Origin of the sequence: Rhizobium hidalgonense (genome assembly GCF_005862185.2) — a bacterium.
In the GTDB taxonomy this organism is placed as follows: Bacteria; Pseudomonadota; Alphaproteobacteria; order Rhizobiales; family Rhizobiaceae; genus Rhizobium; species Rhizobium hidalgonense.
On record NZ_CP054027.1, the window covers coordinates 452,501 to 472,017 of the forward strand.

Sequence of the window (19,517 nt, forward strand, 5' to 3'; positions counted from 1 at the left end):
AGAAGCTGGTCTTAAGACAGGCTGCAAGTGGGCTGCTCGGCGTAGCTCCAATAAAGCAGACCTGTCGAACACGTCGATGGCATTGTTGGATTGACTGGGTTGTAAAAGGTAACCCGGTCTGTTGTCGTTCCTTTGGGGCGATAGCGAGATGATGAGCATTGGCAATGAGAACGATTAAGTGTCGTAAGGGCATTTGGTGGATGCCTTGGCATGCACAGGCGATGAAGGACGTGATACGCTGCGAAAAGCCGTGGGGAGCTGCGAATGAGCTTTGATCCATGGATCTCCGAATGGGGCAACCCACCTTAAATGCTTGGAAAATCCAAACTGACTGCGGTCGGCTTGGGTTTCCAAGCATTGTGATAAGGTATCTACACCTGAATAAAATAGGGTGTAAGAAGCGAACGCAGGGAACTGAAACATCTAAGTACCTGCAGGAAAGGACATCAACCGAGACTCCGCAAGTAGTGGCGAGCGAACGCGGACCAGGCCAGTGGCAATTGTGATTAAAGTGGAACGCTCTGGAAAGTGCGGCCGTAGTGGGTGACAGCCCCGTACGCGTAGATATCATGATTGTCCTAGAGTAGGGCGGGACACGAGAAATCCTGTCTGAACATGGGGAGACCACTCTCCAAGCCTAAGTACTCGTGCATGACCGATAGCGAACAAGTACCGTGAGGGAAAGGTGAAAAGCACCCCGACAAGGGGAGTGAAATAGAACCTGAAACCGGATGCCTACAAACAGTCGGAGCCCGCAAGGGTGACGGCGTACCTTTTGTATAATGGGTCAACGACTTAGTGTAACAAGCAAGCTTAAGCCGGTAGGTGTAGGCGCAGCGAAAGCGAGTCTGAATAGGGCGATATAGTTTGTTGCATTAGACCCGAAACCGAGTGATCTAGCCATGAGCAGGTTGAAGGTTGGGTAACACCAACTGGAGGACCGAACCCGCATCTGTTGCAATAGATTGGGATGACTTGTGGCTAGGGGTGAAAGGCCAATCAAACTCGGAAATAGCTGGTTCTCCGCGAAATCTATTTAGGTAGAGCGTCGAGCGAATACCCCCGGGGGTAGAGCACTGGATGGGCTATGGGGACTCACCGTCTTACTGATCCTAACCAAACTCCGAATACCGGGGAGTACTACTCGGCAGACACACGGCGGGTGCTAACGTCCGTCGTGAAAAGGGCAACAACCCTAACCTCCAGCTAAGGTCCCCAAGTCATGGCTAAGTGGGAAAGGATGTGAGGATCCCAAAACAACCAGGATGTTGGCTTAGAAGCAGCCATCATTTAAAGAAAGCGTAACAGCTCACTGGTCTAAATAAGGGTCTTTGCGCCGAAAATGTAACGGGGCTGAAGCCATGCACCGAAGCTGAGGATGTGTAGCAATACACGTGGTAGCGGAGCGTTCCGTAAGCTGATGAAGGGAGACCTGTGAGGGCTCCTGGAGGTATCGGAAGTGCGAATGTTGACATGAGTAACGATAAAGAGGGTGAGAGACCCTCTCGCCGAAAGACCAAGGGTTCCTGCTTAAAGTTAATCTGAGCAGGGTTAGCCGGCCCCTAAGGCGAGGCAGAAATGCGTAGTCGATGGGAACCACGTTAATATTCGTGGGCCTGGTGGTAGTGACGGATTGCACAAGTTGTTCTGGTTTATTGGATTATCAGGGCAGCGGAGCGGTTCCAGGAAATAGCTCCACCGTATAGACCGTACCCGAAACCGACACAGGTGGTCAGGTAGAGTATACCAAGGCGCTTGAGAGAACTATGTTGAAGGAACTCGGCAAATTGCACGCGTAACTTCGGAAGAAGCGTGACCCCATATGAGGCAACTCTTGTGGGGTGGCACAGACCAGGGGGTAGCGACTGTTTATCAAAAACACAGGGCTCTGCGAAGTCGCAAGACGACGTATAGGGTCTGACGCCTGCCCGGTGCTGGAAGGTTAAGAGGAGAGGTGCAAGCTTTGAATCGAAGCCCCAGTAAACGGCGGCCGTAACTATAACGGTCCTAAGGTAGCGAAATTCCTTGTCGGGTAAGTTCCGACCTGCACGAATGGCGTAACGACTTCCCCGCTGTCTCCAACATAGACTCAGTGAAATTGAATTCCCCGTGAAGATGCGGGGTTCCTGCGGTCAGACGGAAAGACCCCGTGCACCTTTACTATAGCTTTACACTGGCATTCGTGTCGGCATGTGTAGGATAGGTGGTAGGCTTTGAAGCGGGGACGCCAGTTTCCGTGGAGCCATCCTTGAAATACCACCCTTATCGTCATGGATGTCTAACCGCGGCCCGTCATCCGGGTCCGGGACAGTGTATGGTGGGTAGTTTGACTGGGGCGGTCGCCTCCGAAAGAGTAACGGAGGCGCGCGATGGTGGGCTCAGACCGGTCGGAAATCGGTCGTCGAGTGCAATGGCATAAGCCCGCCTGACTGCGAGACTGACAAGTCGAGCAGAGACGAAAGTCGGTCATAGTGATCCGGTGGTCCCGCGTGGAAGGGCCATCGCTCAACGGATAAAAGGTACGCCGGGGATAACAGGCTGATGACCCCCAAGAGTCCATATCGACGGGGTTGTTTGGCACCTCGATGTCGGCTCATCGCATCCTGGGGCTGGAGCAGGTCCCAAGGGTTTGGCTGTTCGCCAATTAAAGCGGTACGTGAGCTGGGTTCAGAACGTCGTGAGACAGTTCGGTCCCTATCTGCCGTGGGTGTAGGAATATTGACAGGATCTGTCCCTAGTACGAGAGGACCGGGATGGACATATCTCTGGTGGACCTGTTGTCCTGCCAAGGGCATAGCAGGGTAGCTATATATGGACGGGATAACCGCTGAAGGCATCTAAGCGGGAAACCCACCTGAAAACGAGTATTCCCTATCAGAGCCGTGGAAGACGACCACGTTGATAGGCCGGGTGTGGAAGTGCGGCAACGCATGAAGCTTACCGGTACTAATAGCTCGATCGGCTTGATCGTTCTCATTGACTATGCTCATCTCAGGGCGAATGCATCGCATTCCTCCCGACAGAGCGAAGGCGTCAGCCTTTGCGACGGGCCCGGCAAACACGCAAGTGTTTGTCCGGTTTGAGCCTTTGACGTGTTTAAATAAGCAGGCCTTCGGCCTGCACCAGCTTCTCAAACAATTAAGTTGCGCTTTGCCGACCTGGTGGTTATGGCGGGGTGGCTGCACCCGTTCCCTTTCCGAACACGGCCGTGAAACGCCCCTGCGCCCATGGTACTTCGTCTTAAGACGCGGGAGAGTAGGTCGCTGCCAGGTCTGCAAATCGCAACTTCATGAAATCAATCTTCTCATCACAAAAACGGCCCAAAGCCGAACAAAGGGCCGCTCACAAAGCGGCCTTTCGTGTTATAATGCAGTGCAGTCGGTATTTGCCTCTCGGCAAAAACCTGGTACCGCGGGGTGGAGCAGCCCGGTAGCTCGTCAGGCTCATAACCTGAAGGCCGCAGGTTCAAATCCTGCCCCCGCAACCAAACAAATAGCCCGCCTCGTGCGGGCTTTTTGTTTGGTAACGGGTCGAGGAGTTAACGCCTCATCAGGGGCCCGCAAGGCGGCAAAGCCGACGATGCGGAACAGAAAACCCCCAAATCCTGAACCAGGAACCAACTTTCCCTCACCAACGATCAGCAAGACCATTATCGCTGGCGGTAGCCAGCGACGACATAACTGCGACGGCATTGTATGAGGTGCGTCGCCGTTGTACCATGTAGTCTGACAAGTGTGCGCAGTGCTCATTGTATAGCCGGAGCCAAAGTTCCGTCGCGCGCTTCAACCGATGAATAAGTAGCCGGGATCATGGAACTTTTCGTCGCCCTTGGCCTGATCGTCTTGAAGGTCGCGTTCCTGATTGCGATCCTGCTGTTGCTACCGTTGCCGCTAACCTGGCTAGAACGCAAGATCGCCGGGCATATGCAGCAACGGATGGGGCCGATGCGCGTAGGATGGCACGGGCTGCTGCAGCCGGTGGCGGACGGAATCAAGCTCCTGACGAAAGAGGATCACATCCCGGCCGAGGCCGACCGGTTCCTGTTCAAACTGGCGCCAATCCTGGCGCTCGCCCCGCCCTTTGTGGTGTTCGTCGCGATCCCCTTCGGCGAAACTGTCTCGGTCCTCGGCCACGAGATCACGCTCTACGCCTCCAACATGAATGTGGCGCTCCTTTTCGTTTTCTCGGTGATCGGGATCGAGGTTTATGGCGTCATCTTCGGCGGCTGGGCGTCCAACAGCAAATATGCTGTCCTGGGCAGCCTCAGAACCTGCGCGCAGATGATCAGCTACGAGATCCCGATGGGATTCGCGGTCGTTGGCGTGGTCATGCTGGCGCAATCCATGAGCCTTCTCGAGATCGTGCGGGCGCAGGCCGATGTCTGGAACATCGTCTATCAACCGGTCGGCTTCTTCGTGTTCTTCGTCGCCGGATTGGCCGAAGCGCAGCGCATTCCCTTCGACCTGGCGGAAGCGGAGGGTGATCTAGGGGCCGGGTTCCATACCGAATACAGCGGTATCCGCTTTGCGTTTTTCATGGTCAGCGAATACGCCATCGTGTTGCTGGTATCGGTCCTGGTAGTGATCCTGTTTTTCGGCGGCTGGAACGGTGTCCTAATCCCCTTGCCGACGCTCCTCTGGTTTGTGCTGAAGGTCGCATTCTTCGTCTATGTGTTTATCTGGTTCCGCTTCACTTTCCCCCGCTACCGCTACGACCAACTGATGGCGATCGGATGGAAAGTCTTGCTTCCTCTGTCGATGGCGAACATAATGATCACCGGTGTACTTTTAGGAGCCGTAGCGGCTTCGTAGCGAGGCGGCGATGTCGCGCGCGCAGGACAGAGTCGGAACATGGATTGGCTGGGCATTCTTCGCCGATCTGGCGAGTGCGTTGGCTCTGACCTTCGGCTACCTGTTCTCCAGAACCGTAACCATGCAGTATCCGGACAAGGAAAAATGGCTACCCTACTCACGCTATCGCGGGCATCACTTCCTGACGCGTGATGAAGAGGGCGAGATTAAGTGCGTGGCCTGCGAACTCTGCGCGCGGATCTGTCCCTGCGACTGCATCGAAGTCGTCCCCTACGAGGACCAGAAGGGCAACCGGCACCCGGCGAAATTCGAGATCGACACGGCTCGCTGCCTTTTCTGCGGGCTGTGCGAGGACGCCTGCCCAGCGGATGCAATCGCGCTTGGCCAGCAGTACGAATTTTCGAGTTTTTCCTCGCGTGACCTGGTGATCGGGCGCGACGACCTGCTCGCCAAGCCGGGCAAGGCGGCAACCGGCGGCGGCGTGGTTGCCGCGCGCCTGAATACAACGAAGGACGTGCTCGTCGAGACGAAAGACACGAAGGGCTACAACTGGTGGCGGAATATCCGGCGAACGTGAACGCGCGCCATCCGTCAAACCGGAGCGCGCAGACAGGAGGCTCAGATGCTTGTCGGCGAAATCATGAAGAACAAGGGTGTCGGTGTCATAGCGGTCGCTCCCGATCAGACGATGGTGGAAGTCTTGAGGCTGTTTCGCGACAACAATATCGGCTTCGTTGTCGTCAGCCAATCGAACGACGAATTCCTGGGTTCGCTATCGGAGCGGGATTGCTGCAACGCGGTGGCGGAATACGGGGCCGAGGCGGCGATGATGCGGGTCGCGGATGTCATGAACCGCAATGTGGCGACCTGTTCGACACGGGATTTGCTCCCCGTCGCGATGGGGATCATGACCCAGCGGCGGACCCGTCATGTGCTGGTCATGGATGGAGGCGACGTTGTCGGCGTGGTCAGTATCGGCGACGTGGTTAAACACAGGCTCGACGAAGCGCAGCGCACGGAGCAGGATCTGCAGGATTATATCTGCGGGAACAGGTATCATTGACGTCGCCAACTCGACGTGAAGACGCTGGGGCAGGGCAGCTTACCGGGGGGCGCCGCCCGACCCCAAAGCTTCAGGCCCCACGCCAGATCCGGCTCGTGCGGTCGACCTCCAGAGCGGCATGCACCTTCTGGACCTCCACCGGGCATGGGTATTCGCCCCGCCGCATCAGGCCGTTGAGACGCAAGGCTCTGTAGTTTTCCGGAACGAAGACGAGGCCTTGGGGAAACCGCCTGTCGACCTTGAGCTGCGCCGTCAGGTCTCCCTGGGCGGAACGCACAATGACCAGATCGCCATCCGAAAGGCCAAGCTGTGCGGTATCCTGCGCGCTCATCGCGACATAGGGATCATTGGCGACCGTGTTCAGGATGTCCGACCGTTCGGAAAGATATCCGTTGTGGAACAGGCAGTCGCCGGTGATCAGCATGAGCCGGTCTCCTGCTGTCCGAACCGGCGGCGGCGCAAAGAACTTAGCCCCGGGTGTCGTCGGCGCCGCCTTGGTGAACGCGCCGTCGGCGCCAAGCGCGTCAAGAGTCAATCCCTGATAGGCCGGAATCAGCCGGGCAATCTCGTCGAAAATTTCGCCTGGTGTCGAAGGCCGCAGCACCTGGGTGCGAAGCGCCGCGACGAAGTCGAAGATCGCCAGATTCCTCCGTGCCTCGAAGGCGGGTTCGCGGAATTTGCGGACCGTCTGGGTCCGACCCTCGTTGTTGGTGAACGTGCCAGTTTCCTCGCCGTAACCTGCCGCGGGCAGGACGACCTCGGCAAGGCCGGCCGTATCCGTGAGGAAGGCGTCCTGCACGATGAGGAGATCGGCGGCGCCAAGCGCCCGCGTCACGAAACCTCTGTCGGGATAGGCGATCAGGGGGTCGGTTCCGACGATGTAGAGAGCACCCATCCGGCCGCCGACACAGAGCTCCAGAATGGCGTCGAGATCCGCGCCGGGTTCAGACGGGATTTCGGCGCCCCAGTTCCCCGCAAGAGTTGTGCGCGCCACATCGTCGGCGACCGCCCGCAACCCCGGCAGAACTGCAGGCAGAACTCCCATGTCCCAGGCGCCCATCTGGTTGGCGCGGTCGAAGAGGAACTGCATCGCCAGACCCTTGCCGAGCAGGCGCACAACCTGCAGCAGGTTATTGATCTGCTGCAGCGTCGCGCGCGCCTCGGGTGATCTCAGGAGATCGACGCTGACAAGCACGGTGATGCTGCGGCCTTCCTTGAGTGCCGCGGCCAGACGATCCGGTCCCTCGCTGCCGGTTTCCGCTGCCGGCTTGCCGATTGTCGCATCGATGCCCGCAAGAACATCGCTCGGCAAGACCTGACCGACTGCCGCTACGAGACTGGCCACCACCGCCGCAAGGCTCGCCGCTTCTCCGCCTGGCAGCGCGCGAACTACCACCCTGGCATCAGCATCCAAACGGGATGGCCGCGCCGAGAGTATGAGCAATCCGGTCTGCCGCCGCCGCGCGGCGTCTCGCAGCAGGTATTCGGTGACCGGGTTCTCCTCGGTGACGTTGCCGCCGACGACGAGCACGCAGTTGTTGCCGATCACTTCGTCCAGCGGTGCGCGGCTGTTGAAGGCTGCCAGTAGCGGGCCGAGCGCATCGAAGGGCGTGGACCAGCGTGACGAGCAATCAATGTTGTTGGTGCGGAATGCCGTCCGCATCAGCTTCTGGAACTGATAGAGCACCTCGTTGGGGAGGCGAGGCGAGGCCAGCCCGCCGGCAGCCTTGCCCTCGACGGCCGATAGCCGCTGGCGCAGATAGTCCCCAGCCTCATCCCAGGAAACCGGAACCAGGGCGCCATCACGACGGATCATCGGTCGCTTGATCCGATCCCGGCTGGCGACGAAATCGAGGCCGAAGCGTCCCCGAACGCAGAGCGTTTCGTGATTGACCCCCTCGTCCCACGTCGAGCGCACCCGCATGAACTCGCCCTTGCGCGTGCCCACCGTCAGCTGGCAACCGGTGCCACAATGCGGGCAGACCGTGTCGGTCTCGGTGAGATCCCAGGGCCGCGCCTTGTAGCGATAGGGGAAGCTCATCAGCGCGCCGACCGGGCAGACCTCGACGCAATTGCCGCACTGGTCGCAACTCGCCAGACTGCCCTCAAAGCCGGTGACGGCAGTATCCATGCCTTTTTCGACGGTGCCCAGCGCCACCGCGCCGACGACCTCCTCACACATCCGGACGCAGCGCTGGCACTGGATGCAGCGGTTGACGTTCATGATGATGACCGGGCTCAGACGAATGTCCTCGGAGTGGAACATACGTTTGTCATCGCGGAATTGGCTTTCGCGGGGCCCGTAGGCCATTACCATGTCCTGAAGCTCGCATTCGCCGCCCTTGTCGCAGATCGGGCAGTCGAGGGGGTGGTTGGCGAGCAGCATGTCGAGCATGGAAGAGCGCGTTTCCTCGATCAGAGGCGTATTCGTCCGCACGACCATGCCATCGGTGACCGCAGTAGCGCAGGACGGCTGCAGCCGGCGCAGGCCCTCGATCTCCACCAGACACATGCGGCAGGAGGCCAGCGCCGGCAGGCGCTTCATATAGCAGAAGGTCGGGATGTCGATGCCCAAACGCAGGGCGGACTGCAACACCGTCGAGCCAGCCTCAACTTCCAGCGTTTGTCCATCGATCGTGACTTTAAGCATGGTCTCCTCACAACCCGGATCCAGCACGTCGCTTCAGTGAAACGGGCACCTCCGCTCCTCGATATGCGCGACGAATTCATCTCGGAAATGCGCGAGTGCTGCCCGCAGTCCCATCGCTGCCCCGTCACCCAAGGCACAAAACGTATTGCCGAAAATGCCCTTGCAGAGCATATCCAGCTGCTCCAGATCGCCGGGTGCGCCATCCCCGCCTTCAACCCGGCGCAGGACCTTCACGACCCAGTTCAATCCTTCCCGACAGGGCGTGCACTTGCCGCAGGACTCATGGTGGAAGAACTCGATGATCCTGGTGGCGACCTTGACCATGCAGGTGCTATCGTCGATTACGATAACGCCAGCCGAACCGAGCATCGAGCCGGCGGCAGCCAGCGAGTCAAAATCCATCCTCACCTCCAGCCCGTGCTCAGGGATGACCGGCGCCGAGACGCCGCCCGGGATCACCGCCTTGATCTTATGTCCCGGCAAGGCCCCGCCGGCATGTCCCTCGACCAGCTCGCGCAGTGGTATGCCCATCGGCAACTCGTAGAGGCCGGGTTTGCGCACCTGCCCGCTGAGGCAGTAAAGCTTCGGGCCGGGGCTCTTGTCCGGGCCGATGCCCCGGAACCAGTCCGCGCCCCGCGCCACGATATGCGGCACACAGGCCAGCGTCTCGACATTGTTGATCACAGTCGGGCTGGCGTAGAGCCCGGCCACGGCCGGAAACGGCGGCTTCAATCGCGGCTGCGCCCGCTTGCCCTCGAGCGACTCGAGCATCGCAGTCTCCTCGCCGCAGATATAGGCGCCGGCGCCGCAGTGGATGTGGATGGCGAAATCGAAATTCGAGCCCAGAATGCCCGTTCCCAGATAACCCTTTTCGTGTGCCTCGGCGATCGCCTGCTCCAGGCGACGGATCGCCGTCACATATTCTCCGCGGATGTAGACATAGGCGGTTTTGGCCCCGATCGCATAGGCGCTTACCGCCAGCCCCTCGATCAGTTGATGCGGATCGCGCTCCATGATGATCCGGTCCTTGAAGGTGCCTGGCTCGCCCTCATCGGCGTTGCAGCAAAGATATTTCGGCTTGTCGACCTGCTTCGGCACGAAACTCCATTTCATGCCCGTCGGGAATCCGGCACCGCCGCGACCGCGCAGGTTGGACTGTTTGACGAGGTCGATAACCTCGTCAGGCGTGTATTCGCGCAGCGCCTTCGCCAGTGCCTGGTAGCCGCCGCCAGCCTCGTAGGTCGAGAGCAGGTAACTGTCCGGCACGGCGAGATTCTTGAGGAGAACCGGCTCGAACATCGCTACTCTCCCCGTGGTCGCGCAGAGGGCTCGATGCTCGCGCCCCGTTCCGTCATAGCCCGTAGGTTGTCCAAAAGTGCATCTATCCGCGCGACATCAAGGGCGCCATGGTAATCGTCGCCGACCTGCATCACCGGCGCCATCTCGCAGGCACCGAGGCACTCGACGGAGGAAAGCGTGAACAGCCCGTCCGGCGTGGTGTCGCCCCTCCTGATCGCCAGCGCCGTTTCCAGATGCTTCAGCAGGTCCTCGGCTCCGCACAGCATGCAGGAAACATTGTCACAGAGTTGCAGGTGGAACATGCCCACCGGCTCGGTATGGTAGAGCGTATAAAAGGTCGCCAGCTCGTAGACCCAGATCCGTTCGACTCCGAGAATGTCGGCGACTTCTTGCAGCACCTGACCAGGCAGATGGCCATGCTCTCTCTGCGCGATCAGGAGCGCGGGCATGATCGCAGAGCGCTGGTCGGGATACCGCGCCGCCGCCTCTTCGATCTTTTCGCGCATGGTCATCGCATTCAAATCCTTGCTACTTGTCCACCTCCGCCATCACAGGGTCGAGGCTGCCGAGCACGGCGATCATGTCCGCCAGATAGCGGGCGTTGGTGACCCCGAAGAGGGCCTGAAGATTGACGAACGAGGGCGCCCGCACCTTCATGCGGAACGGTTTTGGCGACCCGTCGCTGATGATGTAGAAGCCAAGCTCGCCCTTTGGCGCCTCGATCGCCGAATAGACCTCGCCCTTCGGCACCTTGAAGCCGTAGGCCGACAGGTCGAAATGCTGGATCAGCGTCTCCATCGAGCAGTGCACCCGATCCTTGTTGAGCGGGAAGGCGATTGTCGGATTGTCGATCTGGAACGGCCCCTCGGGCATCTGGTCGATGCATTGTTCGATGATCCCTATGCTTTCGCGCATCTCGTCGACGCGGCATCGCCAGCGTGCATAGCAATCGCCCTCGTTGCGGGTGATGACCTTGAACGCGAGCCGGTCGTAGATCTCGTAGGGCTCATCGCGCCGAATGTCCCAGTCGACACCGGAAGCACGCAGGTTCGGGCCGCTCAGGCCGAGATCAACAGCATCCTCGGCGGAGATCACGCCGATCCCCTTCGTGCGATTGAGAAACACCCGGTTATCTTCGAGCAGTCGCTCATAGTCGCGGATCCGGTTCGGAAAGATGTCGCAAAACTCCCGGATCTTGGGGAAGAACCCGTCAGGCAGGTCCTCGCGCACCCCGCCGACCCGACAGAAGGACGTGTGCATACGCGCCCCGGTGATCATTTCCAGAAGGTCCATGATCATTTCGCGCTCGCGCATGACGTAAAGCAGCGCGGTCATGGCGCCGAGATCCATCGGGAGCGCGCCCGTGATCAGGAGGTGACCGGAGATCCGTGCCAGCTCGGCCATCATCACGCGGATATATTGCGCCCGGATCGGTGCTTCTATGCCGAGGAGTTTCTCCACCGCCAGCGCGAAGGCGAGGTTGTTCGAGGGCGGACAGAGATAGTCGAGCCGGTCGGTGAGCGGAAAAATCTGGGTGTAGGTGAAGCTCTCCGCCAGTTTTTCGGTGCCGCGATGGAGGTAGCCGATATGCGGATCGACGCGCTCGACGAACTCGCCGTCCAGTTCGAGGACGAGCCGAAGAACCCCATGTGTGCTGGGGTGCTGCGGACCGAGGTTGAGAAGCACTTCCCTGGTATTGAGCGCTTCACCCTCAGGCCTGCTGAGCTCGGTGACTTCGGTCATCTCAACGGTCCGGCGTGGTCGGCCTCCCTTACGGAATGTCCCTGGTGGCAAGGTCGGGCTGCGTTGGCGGCGGACCTTCGGCACCGAAAGGGTTCAACTTGTCCTTATAGCCCCTGAGCGGGAAATCCTTGCGCTGTGGGAAGCCCTCGAAGCCTTCCCACATGTAGATCCGGCGCAGATCGGGATGTCCCTCGAACCGGATGCCGTACATGTCCCAGGCCTCACGCTCATGCCAGTTGGCGGTGCGCCAGACTCCCGTGACCGAAGGCACTTCGGGAGGATCGCCAAGCCGGCACTTGATGCGGACCCGCCACCTGTTGGGCAGCGAATAGAGATGGTAGACCGCCTCGAACCGCGGCGTTTCGGGACAATGATCGACCCCGCAAATGTCTGAGAGGAAATTGAATTGCAGCGCCGGATGCTCTTTCAGGAACCGGCAGAATTCGACGATCCTCTCGGGCGGGACGGCAAAGGCGTCGATACCGTGCGCAGTGCCGAGGTCCTCGATTGTTTCTGCGAAGCGCTCCATGATCGGAGCGCGATTGAGGGACGGTTCCGCACTCATGACGCTATAACCCGATTCAGAGGTGTGCCGGCGAGCGCCCGGGACCTCTTGATCTTTTCTTGAAGCAGAAGGAAACCGTGCATCAGTGCCTCGGGCCGGGGCGGACAGCCAGGCACATGTACATCGACGGGCACGAAAGTTTCCGATCCCTGCACTACGGCATAGGTGTTGTAGACCCCGCCCGAAATAGCGCAGGTGCCCATGGCGATCACCCAGCGCGGCTCCGGCATCTGGTCATAGAGCCGCCGCACGACGGGCGCGAATTTCCGGGTCACGGTGCCGGCAATGATCATGACGTCGGATTGTCTCGGCGAAGGGCGGAAGACCACGCCGAACCGGTCGAGATCATAGCGGGCGCAACCGGCCGAGATCATCTCGATGGCGCAGCAGGCAATGCCAAAGGTCTCCGGCCACAGCGCCGATCTCCGGCTCCAACTGATGATGCTGTCGGCCGTGGTGAACAGCACGCTGTCGCGGATCGCGTTGTTTACGCCTCCCATTCCAGCGCTCCTTTCAACCAGGCGTAGGCGAAGCCCACGAGAAGCAGCAATATGAATATGAACATCTCGATGTAGCCGATCAGCCCGATCTCTTTCAGGACGACGGCCCAGGGAAAGAGGAACATCGCTTCGACATCGAAAACGACCAGCAGGATCGCGAGGATAAAGAACGGCACCCTGAAGCGGCCCGCCGCCGCCTCGCCCGCTGCATCCATGCCGCATTCATAGGGCATGTTCTTGGCGGGATAGGGATTGGATGGGCGCAGCAGCGAGGAAACGAACAACGTCACCCCCACCACCAGAACGACTCCGGCGACCATGAAAAGAACGGGCAAGAATTCCATTGCAGTCATCTCACTGCACCGGTTGCCCACTGACCTCATCGCGAACCGGTGAATCGGTCACGCCACGGGGCGACTTGGGCAATCCTTCCTCCGTCTTCAAGTCTATTCCGTCGGTGTGATCATTGCAAATCCAATCGCTCACCCGCCAAAGACCGAATCTTGGGCAAGCTTCAGAAACCACGACGGAAATAGGCCGATCCCGATGGTGCCGGCGGCGGTGACGGCCAGCGTGGCGCGCACTAAGGGCGTCAGCGCCGGGGCGAACGCCCTCTTCGGCTCGCGCATGTATATCACCATGACGATGCGAATGTAGAAATAGGCGGCGACTGCGCTAAGCAGCACTGCGATGACCGCCAGCATGACGAAACCACGCTCGACGAGGGCAACCAGCACGTAAAACTTGGCGAAGAACCCGGCCGTCGGCGGAATGCCGGCCAGCGAGAAGAGATAGAGCAGCATCAGAAGCGCCAGCCCCGGATGTGATTTGGCGAAACCCGCATAGTCTTCGATGACCTCGCCCGAGAAATCGCCGTTCCGCATCATGATGACGGTGCCGAAAATGCCGAGATTCATGAAGGCGTAGATCAGCAGATAGAGCATGACGCTGGCGATCCCATCGGCACCGCCAGCGACCACGCCGAAAATGGCGAAGCCGGCGTGGGCGATGCTGGAATAGGCCAGGAGACGCTTGAAATTATCCTGGACCAGCGCCACGAAGCTGCCGAGCGCCATCGTCACCACCGCAATGACGGCGAGGATGATCCAGACGTCCGAGGCTGCGACCAGAGGGTTGAGGAACACCCGCAGGATCACCGCGAACCCCGCCGCCTTGGGGCCTATCGACATGAAGGCGGTGATCGTCGTCGGCGCGCCTTCATAGACGTCTGGCAGCCACATATGGAAGGGAACCGCGCCGACCTTGAAGACCAACCCCGCGACGATGAAGACCACCGCAAGCAGCAATCCGGGATCGAGCGGATCGCCGGTCACGGCCGCAGCCATCCCGTCCAATTGCGTTGTGCCGGTGAGCCCGTAGACCAGCGATACGCCGTAAAGGAAAATCCCGGTCGAGACCGCGCCAAGGATTACGTATTTCAGTGCTGCTTCGTTCGACCGCCGCTCACGCGTCAGGAAGCCGGTCAGCACATAGGTGCAAATCACCATCAGTTCGATGCCCACATAGATCGACAGGAGATCGGTCGCCGAGGCCATGATCATCATGCCCGAAAGCGCGAAGAGCAGCAGGACATAGTATTCGCTGGTCCCGATCCCTTCGATGTCGGCATATTTTCGCGAAAGGAGGAATGTCAGAACGGTGGCCAAGTAGAAAACGACCTTGAAGAAGACTGCGAAGCGGTCGGCGATGAACATGCCCGTGTAGGCCGGCCGCACCTCGCTCGCCAGCATGAGTGTCGCCAAGGCGGCAATCAACACGACCGCGACCGACGCCCAGACAAGGAAATGTTCCTGTCCCTTTCGCACAAACTGTCCCAGGATCAGCAGGATGCAGGCGCCGGTGATCACCACGATCTCGGGCAGGCTCGCTAGGGCCGACTGGAAAAGCATGGCGGCGGTCATGGGCCGCTCCCCCTACTTTGCACGTGCGTCAGCAGATGCTTCACCGAGGCATCGATGATGTTGAGAAAGGGTTTTGGATAGAGCCCAACCCAGAGTACGAAGACGGCCAGCGGCAGGATCGCAGCCATCTCACGGGCGTTCACGTCGCGTATCGCCAACCGGGCGCCGACGCTGGCCGGGCCGAGCGCGACTTTCCCATACATGCCGAGCAGATAGGCAGCCCCCAGCAATGCGCCCAAAACGGCGGCCGAGCCGGCGACCAGGTTGGCCGCAAACCCGCCTGACAGCACCAGCAACTCGCCGACGAACGAATTCGTTCCCGGCAGCGCCATCGACGACAGGGTAAACAGTGCCAGAAACGTGGTGTAGACCGGCGCCACCTTCATCAACCCGCCATAGTCGGCGATGCTGCGGGTATGGGTCCGCTCGTAAATCAGCCCGACGAACAGGAATAGGGCGCCTGTCGTCACGCCGTGATTGAACATCTGCAGGATACCACCCTCGAGCCCGCGAAGGTTCAGCGCAAAAATCCCCAGTGTCACGAAGCCCATGTGGCTGATGCTGGAATAGGCCACCAGCTTCTTCAGATCGTCCTGCGCCAGCGCGAGCAACCCGCCATAGACGATCGCAAGCACCGAAAGCGCCAGCATCAGCGTCGAATAATACATCGATGCCTCCGGCAGCATCGGCAGCGAGAACCGCAGGAATCCGTAGGCGCCCATCTTCAGGAGCACGCCGGCGAGGATAATGCTACCCGCCGTCGGCGCCTGCACATGGGCGTCCGGCAGCCAGGTATGGACCGGCACCATCGGCACCTTGACCGCAAAAGCAATCAGGAAGGCGAAGAACAGCCAGGACTGGATCCGGAACGGCAAGTCCTGCTCTGTCAAAGCGAGGATATCGAAGGTCCTGCCACCGTAGAAATAGAGCACGATGACACCGATCAGGAACAGGAGGCTGCCCGCCAGCGTGTAGAGGAAAAACTTGATCGCCGCATAGACCCGACCCTCGCCGCCCCAGACGCCGATGATGAGGTACATCGGGATCAGCATCGCCTCCCAAAAGACGTAGAAGAGGAACAGATCGAGTGCGCAGAAGACCCCGAGCATCAGCGCCTGCATGGAGAGCAGGCAGATCATGAATTCCTTCACCTTGCGGTCGATTGCGACCCAGGAGGCAAGCACGCAGATCGACCCCAACAGTGCGGTCAGGAAGACGAAGAGCGCGCTGATTCCGTCGATGCCAAGCGCATAATTGATCCCGAGCGCGGGCACCCACGGGCGAGTCTCGGTGAACTGCATGGCATGGGTCGTGGTGTCGAAGCCGACCAGCATGGCGATGCAGAGAGCAAGGTCGAGGACGGTGAAGGAGAGCGCAGTCCACCGCGCCGAATCGTCACCGCGCAGGAACATCAGAACCGCGGCCCCGGCGACGGGGGTGAATATGATGAAGCTGAGGAGCGGGAAGCCCATGGCACCCCCTACCGCCACGCCACGACGAAGACGGCGACGGCTGCGATCAGACCGCCGACCATCGCCAGCACGTAATGGGTCACGACACCCGTCTGGAGCCGCCTGAGTCGCCCGCCGCTGTGCAGGATCGCGTGGGCAATGCCGTTCACAACGGCATCGACGCCGGCAAGATCGAGCCGGAGTCCTGCCCGCGCCGCGCCGTGCAGCAAGGGCAGCGCTGCGGTCTCGGAGACATTGCTCACCGCCTGCTCATAGCGCGCCAGCGGCCTTTCGGCGAGCCACATGAAGGCGCGCGCGCCCTTGCGATAAAACCAGTCGGTGTCGAGGCTGATCGTGTTCTCGGGATCGAGCGCCCAGAGGAACAGCACGAATCCCAGGGCAGTGAACATCAGCAGCCCGAGGCTCTCCGTGACATGCAGGCCCGTATAGGGTTCGAAATCCACCGGATAGGGCAGAAGCGCATAAAGCGGCTGAGGGAACACCCCGATCGCAATGCAGAGCACCGCCGCCATGCCCATGGCAATCAGCATGTTGCGCGGCGGCTCCCGTGCCTCCAGTTTCCGGTCTGTCCCGAAGAACATGTAATAGGGAAGCTTGAGGCCAGTGTGCAGGAACGTCCCGGACGATGCCATCGTCAGCGCCAGCACCACCAGCGCGCGGTGATCCGCTCCTGCGGCCGCTATCACCATCGATTTGGTGACGAAACCCGAAAAGAACGGGAAGGCCGAGATCGCCAAGGCACCGACCATGTAAAGCGCCACGGTCAGCGGCATGGTCTTGTAAAGCCCGCCGAGCTCGGTGAGCTTGCGTCGGCCGGTGACGTAGATGACGGCCCCGGCACCCATGAACAGCAGCGCCTTGTAGAGGATATGCGCGAAGGCGTGGCTGGCGGCGCCGTTCACCGCCATCTCGGTCCCGATGCCGATGCCGGCGATCATATAGCCCACCTGGCTGACGATGTGATAGGCGAGAAGCCGTCGGCAATCGTTCTCCAGCACAGCGTAGATGACGCCGTAGAGCGCCATGATGGTGCCGAGCCAGACCAGGAGCTCGGTCCCCGGAAACGCCCGCGCCAGCACATAGACGGCGGTCTTGGTGGTAAACGCGCTCATGAACACCGCCCCTGTGACGGTCGCCTCCGGATAGGCATCGGTCAGCCAGGCATTGAGCGGCGGCACGGCCGCGTTGAGGATGAAGCCGGCGAGGATCAGGTAGTCGCCGACCCCCAGTCCTCCATTGGTGATGGCCCCCGCGATCGGGCCGAAAAGCAGTGAACCGGTGGCAAGCCCGTGGGAAATGATGCCGCCGAGCAGGACGACGCCGCCGGTGATATGGACCATGAGATAGCGGAACCCGGCCCGGATCGCCGGCCCATCACGCTGCGCGAAGACCAGATAGGCGGAAGCAAATGCCATGCCCTCCCAGAACAGGTAGAGGGTCAGGTAGTCACCGGCAAACACGACGCCAAGCGCGCTGCCGACATAGACGAATGCCGCCACATGCTGGCCGGCATCCGTCAGGTGCAGCGCGTAGACCATGCCGATCAGCGCCATGATGGTGAAAACGGTGGCGAAGACGATGCTGAGCTTGTCCACCTTTGCGATCAGGATCTCCTGCCCGATGAACCGTGCTTCGCCATAGCTGCCCGGCTCCATCGCAAGCACGGCAAGGATCGCCAGTGCAGGGATCAGAAGCAGATAGGCCTTGCGGACCGATCCGCAGAGGAACGGGATCGGCAGGGCGCCAAGAATAAAGAGCAGAGCCGGATGGATGAAGTCAGTCATAATAGTCCTCGCGCCGCATCAGCCCGACCCGATGGCCGAGAAACTTGGAAACGAAGATAAGCAGGACGCAGGAGACGAAGCCGTAGACGGCGGACCAGCCCGGCAGGCTGTCCCACAGATATTCGGCGTGTTCGCGGAAGACCAGAAAGTCGGCGACGACGATCAGGACGAGCACGAGGTAGAACAGTCGGCGGCGCGGCCTCGCATATTGTTCGTCACCAAAGAAGTCGACGACATGCTTGATCATCGGATCACTCCGTCCGCCAGGGTAAGAAAATAGCCCGGGAAAATGCCCATCAGCACCGATAGGATTGCCGTTATGACCAGTGGAATCGTCACCAGCGGAATTTCACGGACCGTCGTCCGGCTCTCCTGTCTCTCCGCCTGGAAGAAGGCGGCATAGCTGATCGGCAGGAAATAGGCGGCGTTCAGAATCGAGCTTACCAGGAGCACGACCAGGAATGCGGTCTCTCCCGCCGCCACGGCGCCCTTAGCCAGAAACCACTTGCTGACGAAGCCTGCGGTTGGCGGCACGCCAATCATGCTGAGCGAGGCGACGAAAAATGCCCCCATCGTCCAGGGCAGCCTGCGGCCGATACCGGCCATGTCGCTGATGTTGCGCTTGCCCGACGCGCAATAGATCGACCCGGCGCAGAAAAAGAGCGTGATCTTGGAGAACGCGTGCGCCGCGATGTGGATGATCCCGCCGACCATCGCGACCGGCGACAACAGAACCGCGCCCAGCACGATGTAGGAGAGCTGGCTGACCGTCGAATAGGCGAGCCTGGCCTTCAGGTCGTCCCGCGTCAGGGCGTAAACCGACGCCATCAGGATCGTGAACGATGCCAGATAGGCCGTGGCGATGCCGAGGCCCAGTCCGCCCACCAACCCCGTGCCGAAGACATGGAACACCACCCGCAGCACGCAGAACACACCCATCTTGACCACTGCCACTGCATGCAAAAGCGCGCTGACCGGTGTCGGCGCCACCATCGCGGCGGGCAACCAGGCGTGCATCGGCATCACAGCGGCCTTGGCGAAGCCGAAGAGATAGCAGAAATAAACCACCGTCAGCAGCGCTGCCGAGGCATCGCGGCCCGCCAGCACCCCCCCCGCGACAAAGTCGAGCGATCCCGCAATATGGTAGGTCAGCGCCAGTGCGGCGAGCAGCGCGCTTTTCGAGGCGCCCATCAGATAGACGAGGTACTTGTGGCTGCCCCTCCATCCCTCTTCGTCCTCGTGGTGGTAGACGAGCGGATAGGTAACGAGGCTGAGCACTTCGTAGAAGATCACCAGCGTAAACAGATTGGCGGCGAAGGCGCCGCCGGCGGCGGCCGCAAGACTGCTGGCGAAGCAGGCGAAGAACCGGGTCTGTGCATGCTCGTTCAAATGCCGCATGTAGCCGATGGAATAGATCGCCGCCACGATCCATAGCAGCGACGAGACGGTGGCAAACACCATGCCGAGCGCATCGACCCGGAAAGCAAAGTCAATCCCCGGCAGAATCTCGAACAGGCGCAATTCGACCGTCCCGCCCGCCAGCACCGTGGGCGCCATCGACACGACAATCGCGAACATGGCGATCGCGGCCAATGGCGAGACTAGATCGCGAAGTCTCTCGCGGTTGTTCAAAAGGAGAACTGCAAGGGCAGCCAGACCGGCGACAGCGATGGCAAGCAACGGCCGGATCGATACAACCGGGTCCAAA

The 19,517-nt window shown here is 60.3% G+C and carries 15 protein-coding genes, 1 tRNA gene and 2 rRNA genes; 6 read left to right on the forward strand and 12 right to left on the reverse strand.

The genetic code is table 11. The features are described 5' to 3' along the window. Positions 1-172 precede the first annotated feature (172 nt). From FFM81_RS02175 to FFM81_RS02200, 6 genes are all read left to right on the forward strand, one after another. Positions 173-2,971 (forward strand): 23S ribosomal RNA (locus FFM81_RS02175). Positions 2,972-3,157: 186 nt separating this feature from the next. Then, positions 3,158-3,272, forward strand: a 5S ribosomal RNA gene (gene rrf / locus FFM81_RS02180). Positions 3,273-3,410: 138 nt separating this feature from the next. Next, positions 3,411-3,487, forward strand: a tRNA-Met gene (locus FFM81_RS02185). A gap of 322 nt (positions 3,488-3,809) precedes the next feature. Then, entirely contained in the window at positions 3,810-4,811 is a 1,002-nt protein-coding gene (gene nuoH / locus FFM81_RS02190; protein WP_138386447.1) for an NADH-quinone oxidoreductase subunit NuoH, read from the forward strand. Between the two features lie 10 nt (positions 4,812-4,821). Continuing rightward, positions 4,822-5,388 (forward strand): NADH-quinone oxidoreductase subunit I, encoded by a 567-nt coding sequence (locus FFM81_RS02195; RefSeq protein ID WP_138386446.1) that lies wholly within the window; start codon positions 4,822-4,824, stop codon positions 5,386-5,388. Between the two features lie 45 nt (positions 5,389-5,433). After that, on the forward strand, positions 5,434-5,874 hold the full coding sequence (locus FFM81_RS02200) for a CBS domain-containing protein (RefSeq protein WP_003566968.1): 441 nt from the start codon (positions 5,434-5,436) through the stop codon (positions 5,872-5,874). 70 nt (positions 5,875-5,944) lie between these two features. On the opposite strand, the gene nuoG is transcribed toward FFM81_RS02200, so the two are convergent. The 12 genes from nuoG to FFM81_RS02260 all read right to left on the reverse strand — a co-directional run bounded on the left by nuoG (position 5,945) and on the right by FFM81_RS02260 (position 19,516). Next, positions 5,945-8,524, reverse strand: coding sequence for an NADH-quinone oxidoreductase subunit NuoG (gene nuoG / locus FFM81_RS02205; RefSeq protein ID WP_138386445.1), 2,580 nt, complete (start codon positions 8,522-8,524; stop codon positions 5,945-5,947). 33 nt (positions 8,525-8,557) lie between these two features. Then, on the reverse strand, positions 8,558-9,823 hold the full coding sequence (gene nuoF / locus FFM81_RS02210; RefSeq protein ID WP_003566965.1) for an NADH-quinone oxidoreductase subunit NuoF: 1,266 nt from the start codon (positions 9,821-9,823) through the stop codon (positions 8,558-8,560). Between the two features lie 2 nt (positions 9,824-9,825). Continuing rightward, positions 9,826-10,335, reverse strand: coding sequence for an NADH-quinone oxidoreductase subunit NuoE (gene nuoE / locus FFM81_RS02215; RefSeq protein WP_003566963.1), 510 nt, complete (start codon positions 10,333-10,335; stop codon positions 9,826-9,828). Between the two features lie 16 nt (positions 10,336-10,351). After that, a complete protein-coding gene (gene nuoD / locus FFM81_RS02220) occupies positions 10,352-11,566 on the reverse strand; it encodes an NADH dehydrogenase (quinone) subunit D (RefSeq protein WP_025417148.1) in 1,215 nt (404 codons plus the stop codon). A gap of 28 nt (positions 11,567-11,594) precedes the next feature. Continuing rightward, complete coding sequence (locus FFM81_RS02225; RefSeq protein ID WP_003566959.1) at positions 11,595-12,131, reverse strand: NADH-quinone oxidoreductase subunit C; 537 nt, start codon at positions 12,129-12,131, stop codon at positions 11,595-11,597. Beyond that, on the reverse strand, positions 12,128-12,631 hold the full coding sequence (locus FFM81_RS02230) for a NuoB/complex I 20 kDa subunit family protein (protein ID WP_003566958.1): 504 nt from the start codon (positions 12,629-12,631) through the stop codon (positions 12,128-12,130). The genes FFM81_RS02225 and FFM81_RS02230 overlap by 4 nt, the downstream gene beginning before the upstream one ends. Continuing rightward, on the reverse strand, positions 12,619-12,984 hold the full coding sequence (locus tag FFM81_RS02235) for an NADH-quinone oxidoreductase subunit A (protein WP_025417147.1): 366 nt from the start codon (positions 12,982-12,984) through the stop codon (positions 12,619-12,621). Before FFM81_RS02235 ends, FFM81_RS02230 begins: the two co-directional genes overlap by 13 nt. Before the next feature lie 129 nt (positions 12,985-13,113). Continuing rightward, positions 13,114-14,553, reverse strand: a complete 1,440-nt coding sequence (locus tag FFM81_RS02240; RefSeq protein ID WP_025417146.1) for an NADH-quinone oxidoreductase subunit N — start codon at positions 14,551-14,553, stop codon at positions 13,114-13,116. Continuing rightward, positions 14,550-16,025, reverse strand: coding sequence for an NADH-quinone oxidoreductase subunit M (locus FFM81_RS02245; protein ID WP_138386444.1), 1,476 nt, complete (start codon positions 16,023-16,025; stop codon positions 14,550-14,552). Before FFM81_RS02245 ends, FFM81_RS02240 begins: the two co-directional genes overlap by 4 nt. An 8-nt stretch (positions 16,026-16,033) precedes the next feature. Beyond that, complete coding sequence (locus FFM81_RS02250; RefSeq protein ID WP_003566950.1) at positions 16,034-17,809, reverse strand: Na(+)/H(+) antiporter subunit D; 1,776 nt, start codon at positions 17,807-17,809, stop codon at positions 16,034-16,036. Beyond that, a complete protein-coding gene (locus FFM81_RS02255; RefSeq protein ID WP_003566949.1) occupies positions 17,802-18,056 on the reverse strand; it encodes a hypothetical protein in 255 nt (84 codons plus the stop codon). The genes FFM81_RS02250 and FFM81_RS02255 overlap by 8 nt, the downstream gene beginning before the upstream one ends. Continuing rightward, positions 18,053-19,516: a monovalent cation/H+ antiporter subunit D family protein gene (locus tag FFM81_RS02260; protein ID WP_003566947.1), complete on the reverse strand. Its 1,464-nt coding sequence runs from the start codon at positions 19,514-19,516 to the stop codon at positions 18,053-18,055. The genes FFM81_RS02255 and FFM81_RS02260 overlap by 4 nt, the downstream gene beginning before the upstream one ends. Position 19,517: the final 1 nt, after the last annotated feature.

What these genes read in the sequence shown, in the direction of transcription:
- FFM81_RS02240 (WP_025417146.1), bottom strand. Translation starts at nt 14,553, where the DNA reads ATGACCGCCGCCATGCTTTTCCAGTCGGCCCTAGCGAGCCTGCCCGAG.
- nuoD (WP_025417148.1), bottom strand. Translation starts at nt 11,566, where the DNA reads ATGACCGAAGTCACCGAGCTCAGCAGGCCTGAGGGTGAAGCGCTCAAT.
- FFM81_RS02245 (WP_138386444.1), bottom strand. Translation starts at nt 16,025, where the DNA reads ATGGGCTTCCCGCTCCTCAGCTTCATCATATTCACCCCCGTCGCCGGG.
- nuoF (WP_003566965.1), bottom strand. Translation starts at nt 9,823, where the DNA reads ATGTTCGAGCCGGTTCTCCTCAAGAATCTCGCCGTGCCGGACAGTTAC.
- FFM81_RS02200 (WP_003566968.1), top strand. Translation starts at nt 5,434, where the DNA reads ATGCTTGTCGGCGAAATCATGAAGAACAAGGGTGTCGGTGTCATAGCG.
- FFM81_RS02230 (WP_003566958.1), bottom strand. Translation starts at nt 12,631, where the DNA reads ATGGGAGGCGTAAACAACGCGATCCGCGACAGCGTGCTGTTCACCACG.
- FFM81_RS02250 (WP_003566950.1), bottom strand. Translation starts at nt 17,809, where the DNA reads ATGACTGACTTCATCCATCCGGCTCTGCTCTTTATTCTTGGCGCCCTG.
- nuoE (WP_003566963.1), bottom strand. Translation starts at nt 10,335, where the DNA reads ATGACCATGCGCGAAAAGATCGAAGAGGCGGCGGCGCGGTATCCCGAC.
- nuoG (WP_138386445.1), bottom strand. Translation starts at nt 8,524, where the DNA reads ATGCTTAAAGTCACGATCGATGGACAAACGCTGGAAGTTGAGGCTGGC.
- FFM81_RS02255 (WP_003566949.1), bottom strand. Translation starts at nt 18,056, where the DNA reads ATGATCAAGCATGTCGTCGACTTCTTTGGTGACGAACAATATGCGAGG.
- FFM81_RS02225 (WP_003566959.1), bottom strand. Translation starts at nt 12,131, where the DNA reads ATGAGTGCGGAACCGTCCCTCAATCGCGCTCCGATCATGGAGCGCTTC.
- FFM81_RS02195 (WP_138386446.1), top strand. Translation starts at nt 4,822, where the DNA reads ATGTCGCGCGCGCAGGACAGAGTCGGAACATGGATTGGCTGGGCATTC.
- nuoH (WP_138386447.1), top strand. Translation starts at nt 3,810, where the DNA reads ATGGAACTTTTCGTCGCCCTTGGCCTGATCGTCTTGAAGGTCGCGTTC.
- FFM81_RS02235 (WP_025417147.1), bottom strand. Translation starts at nt 12,984, where the DNA reads ATGACTGCAATGGAATTCTTGCCCGTTCTTTTCATGGTCGCCGGAGTC.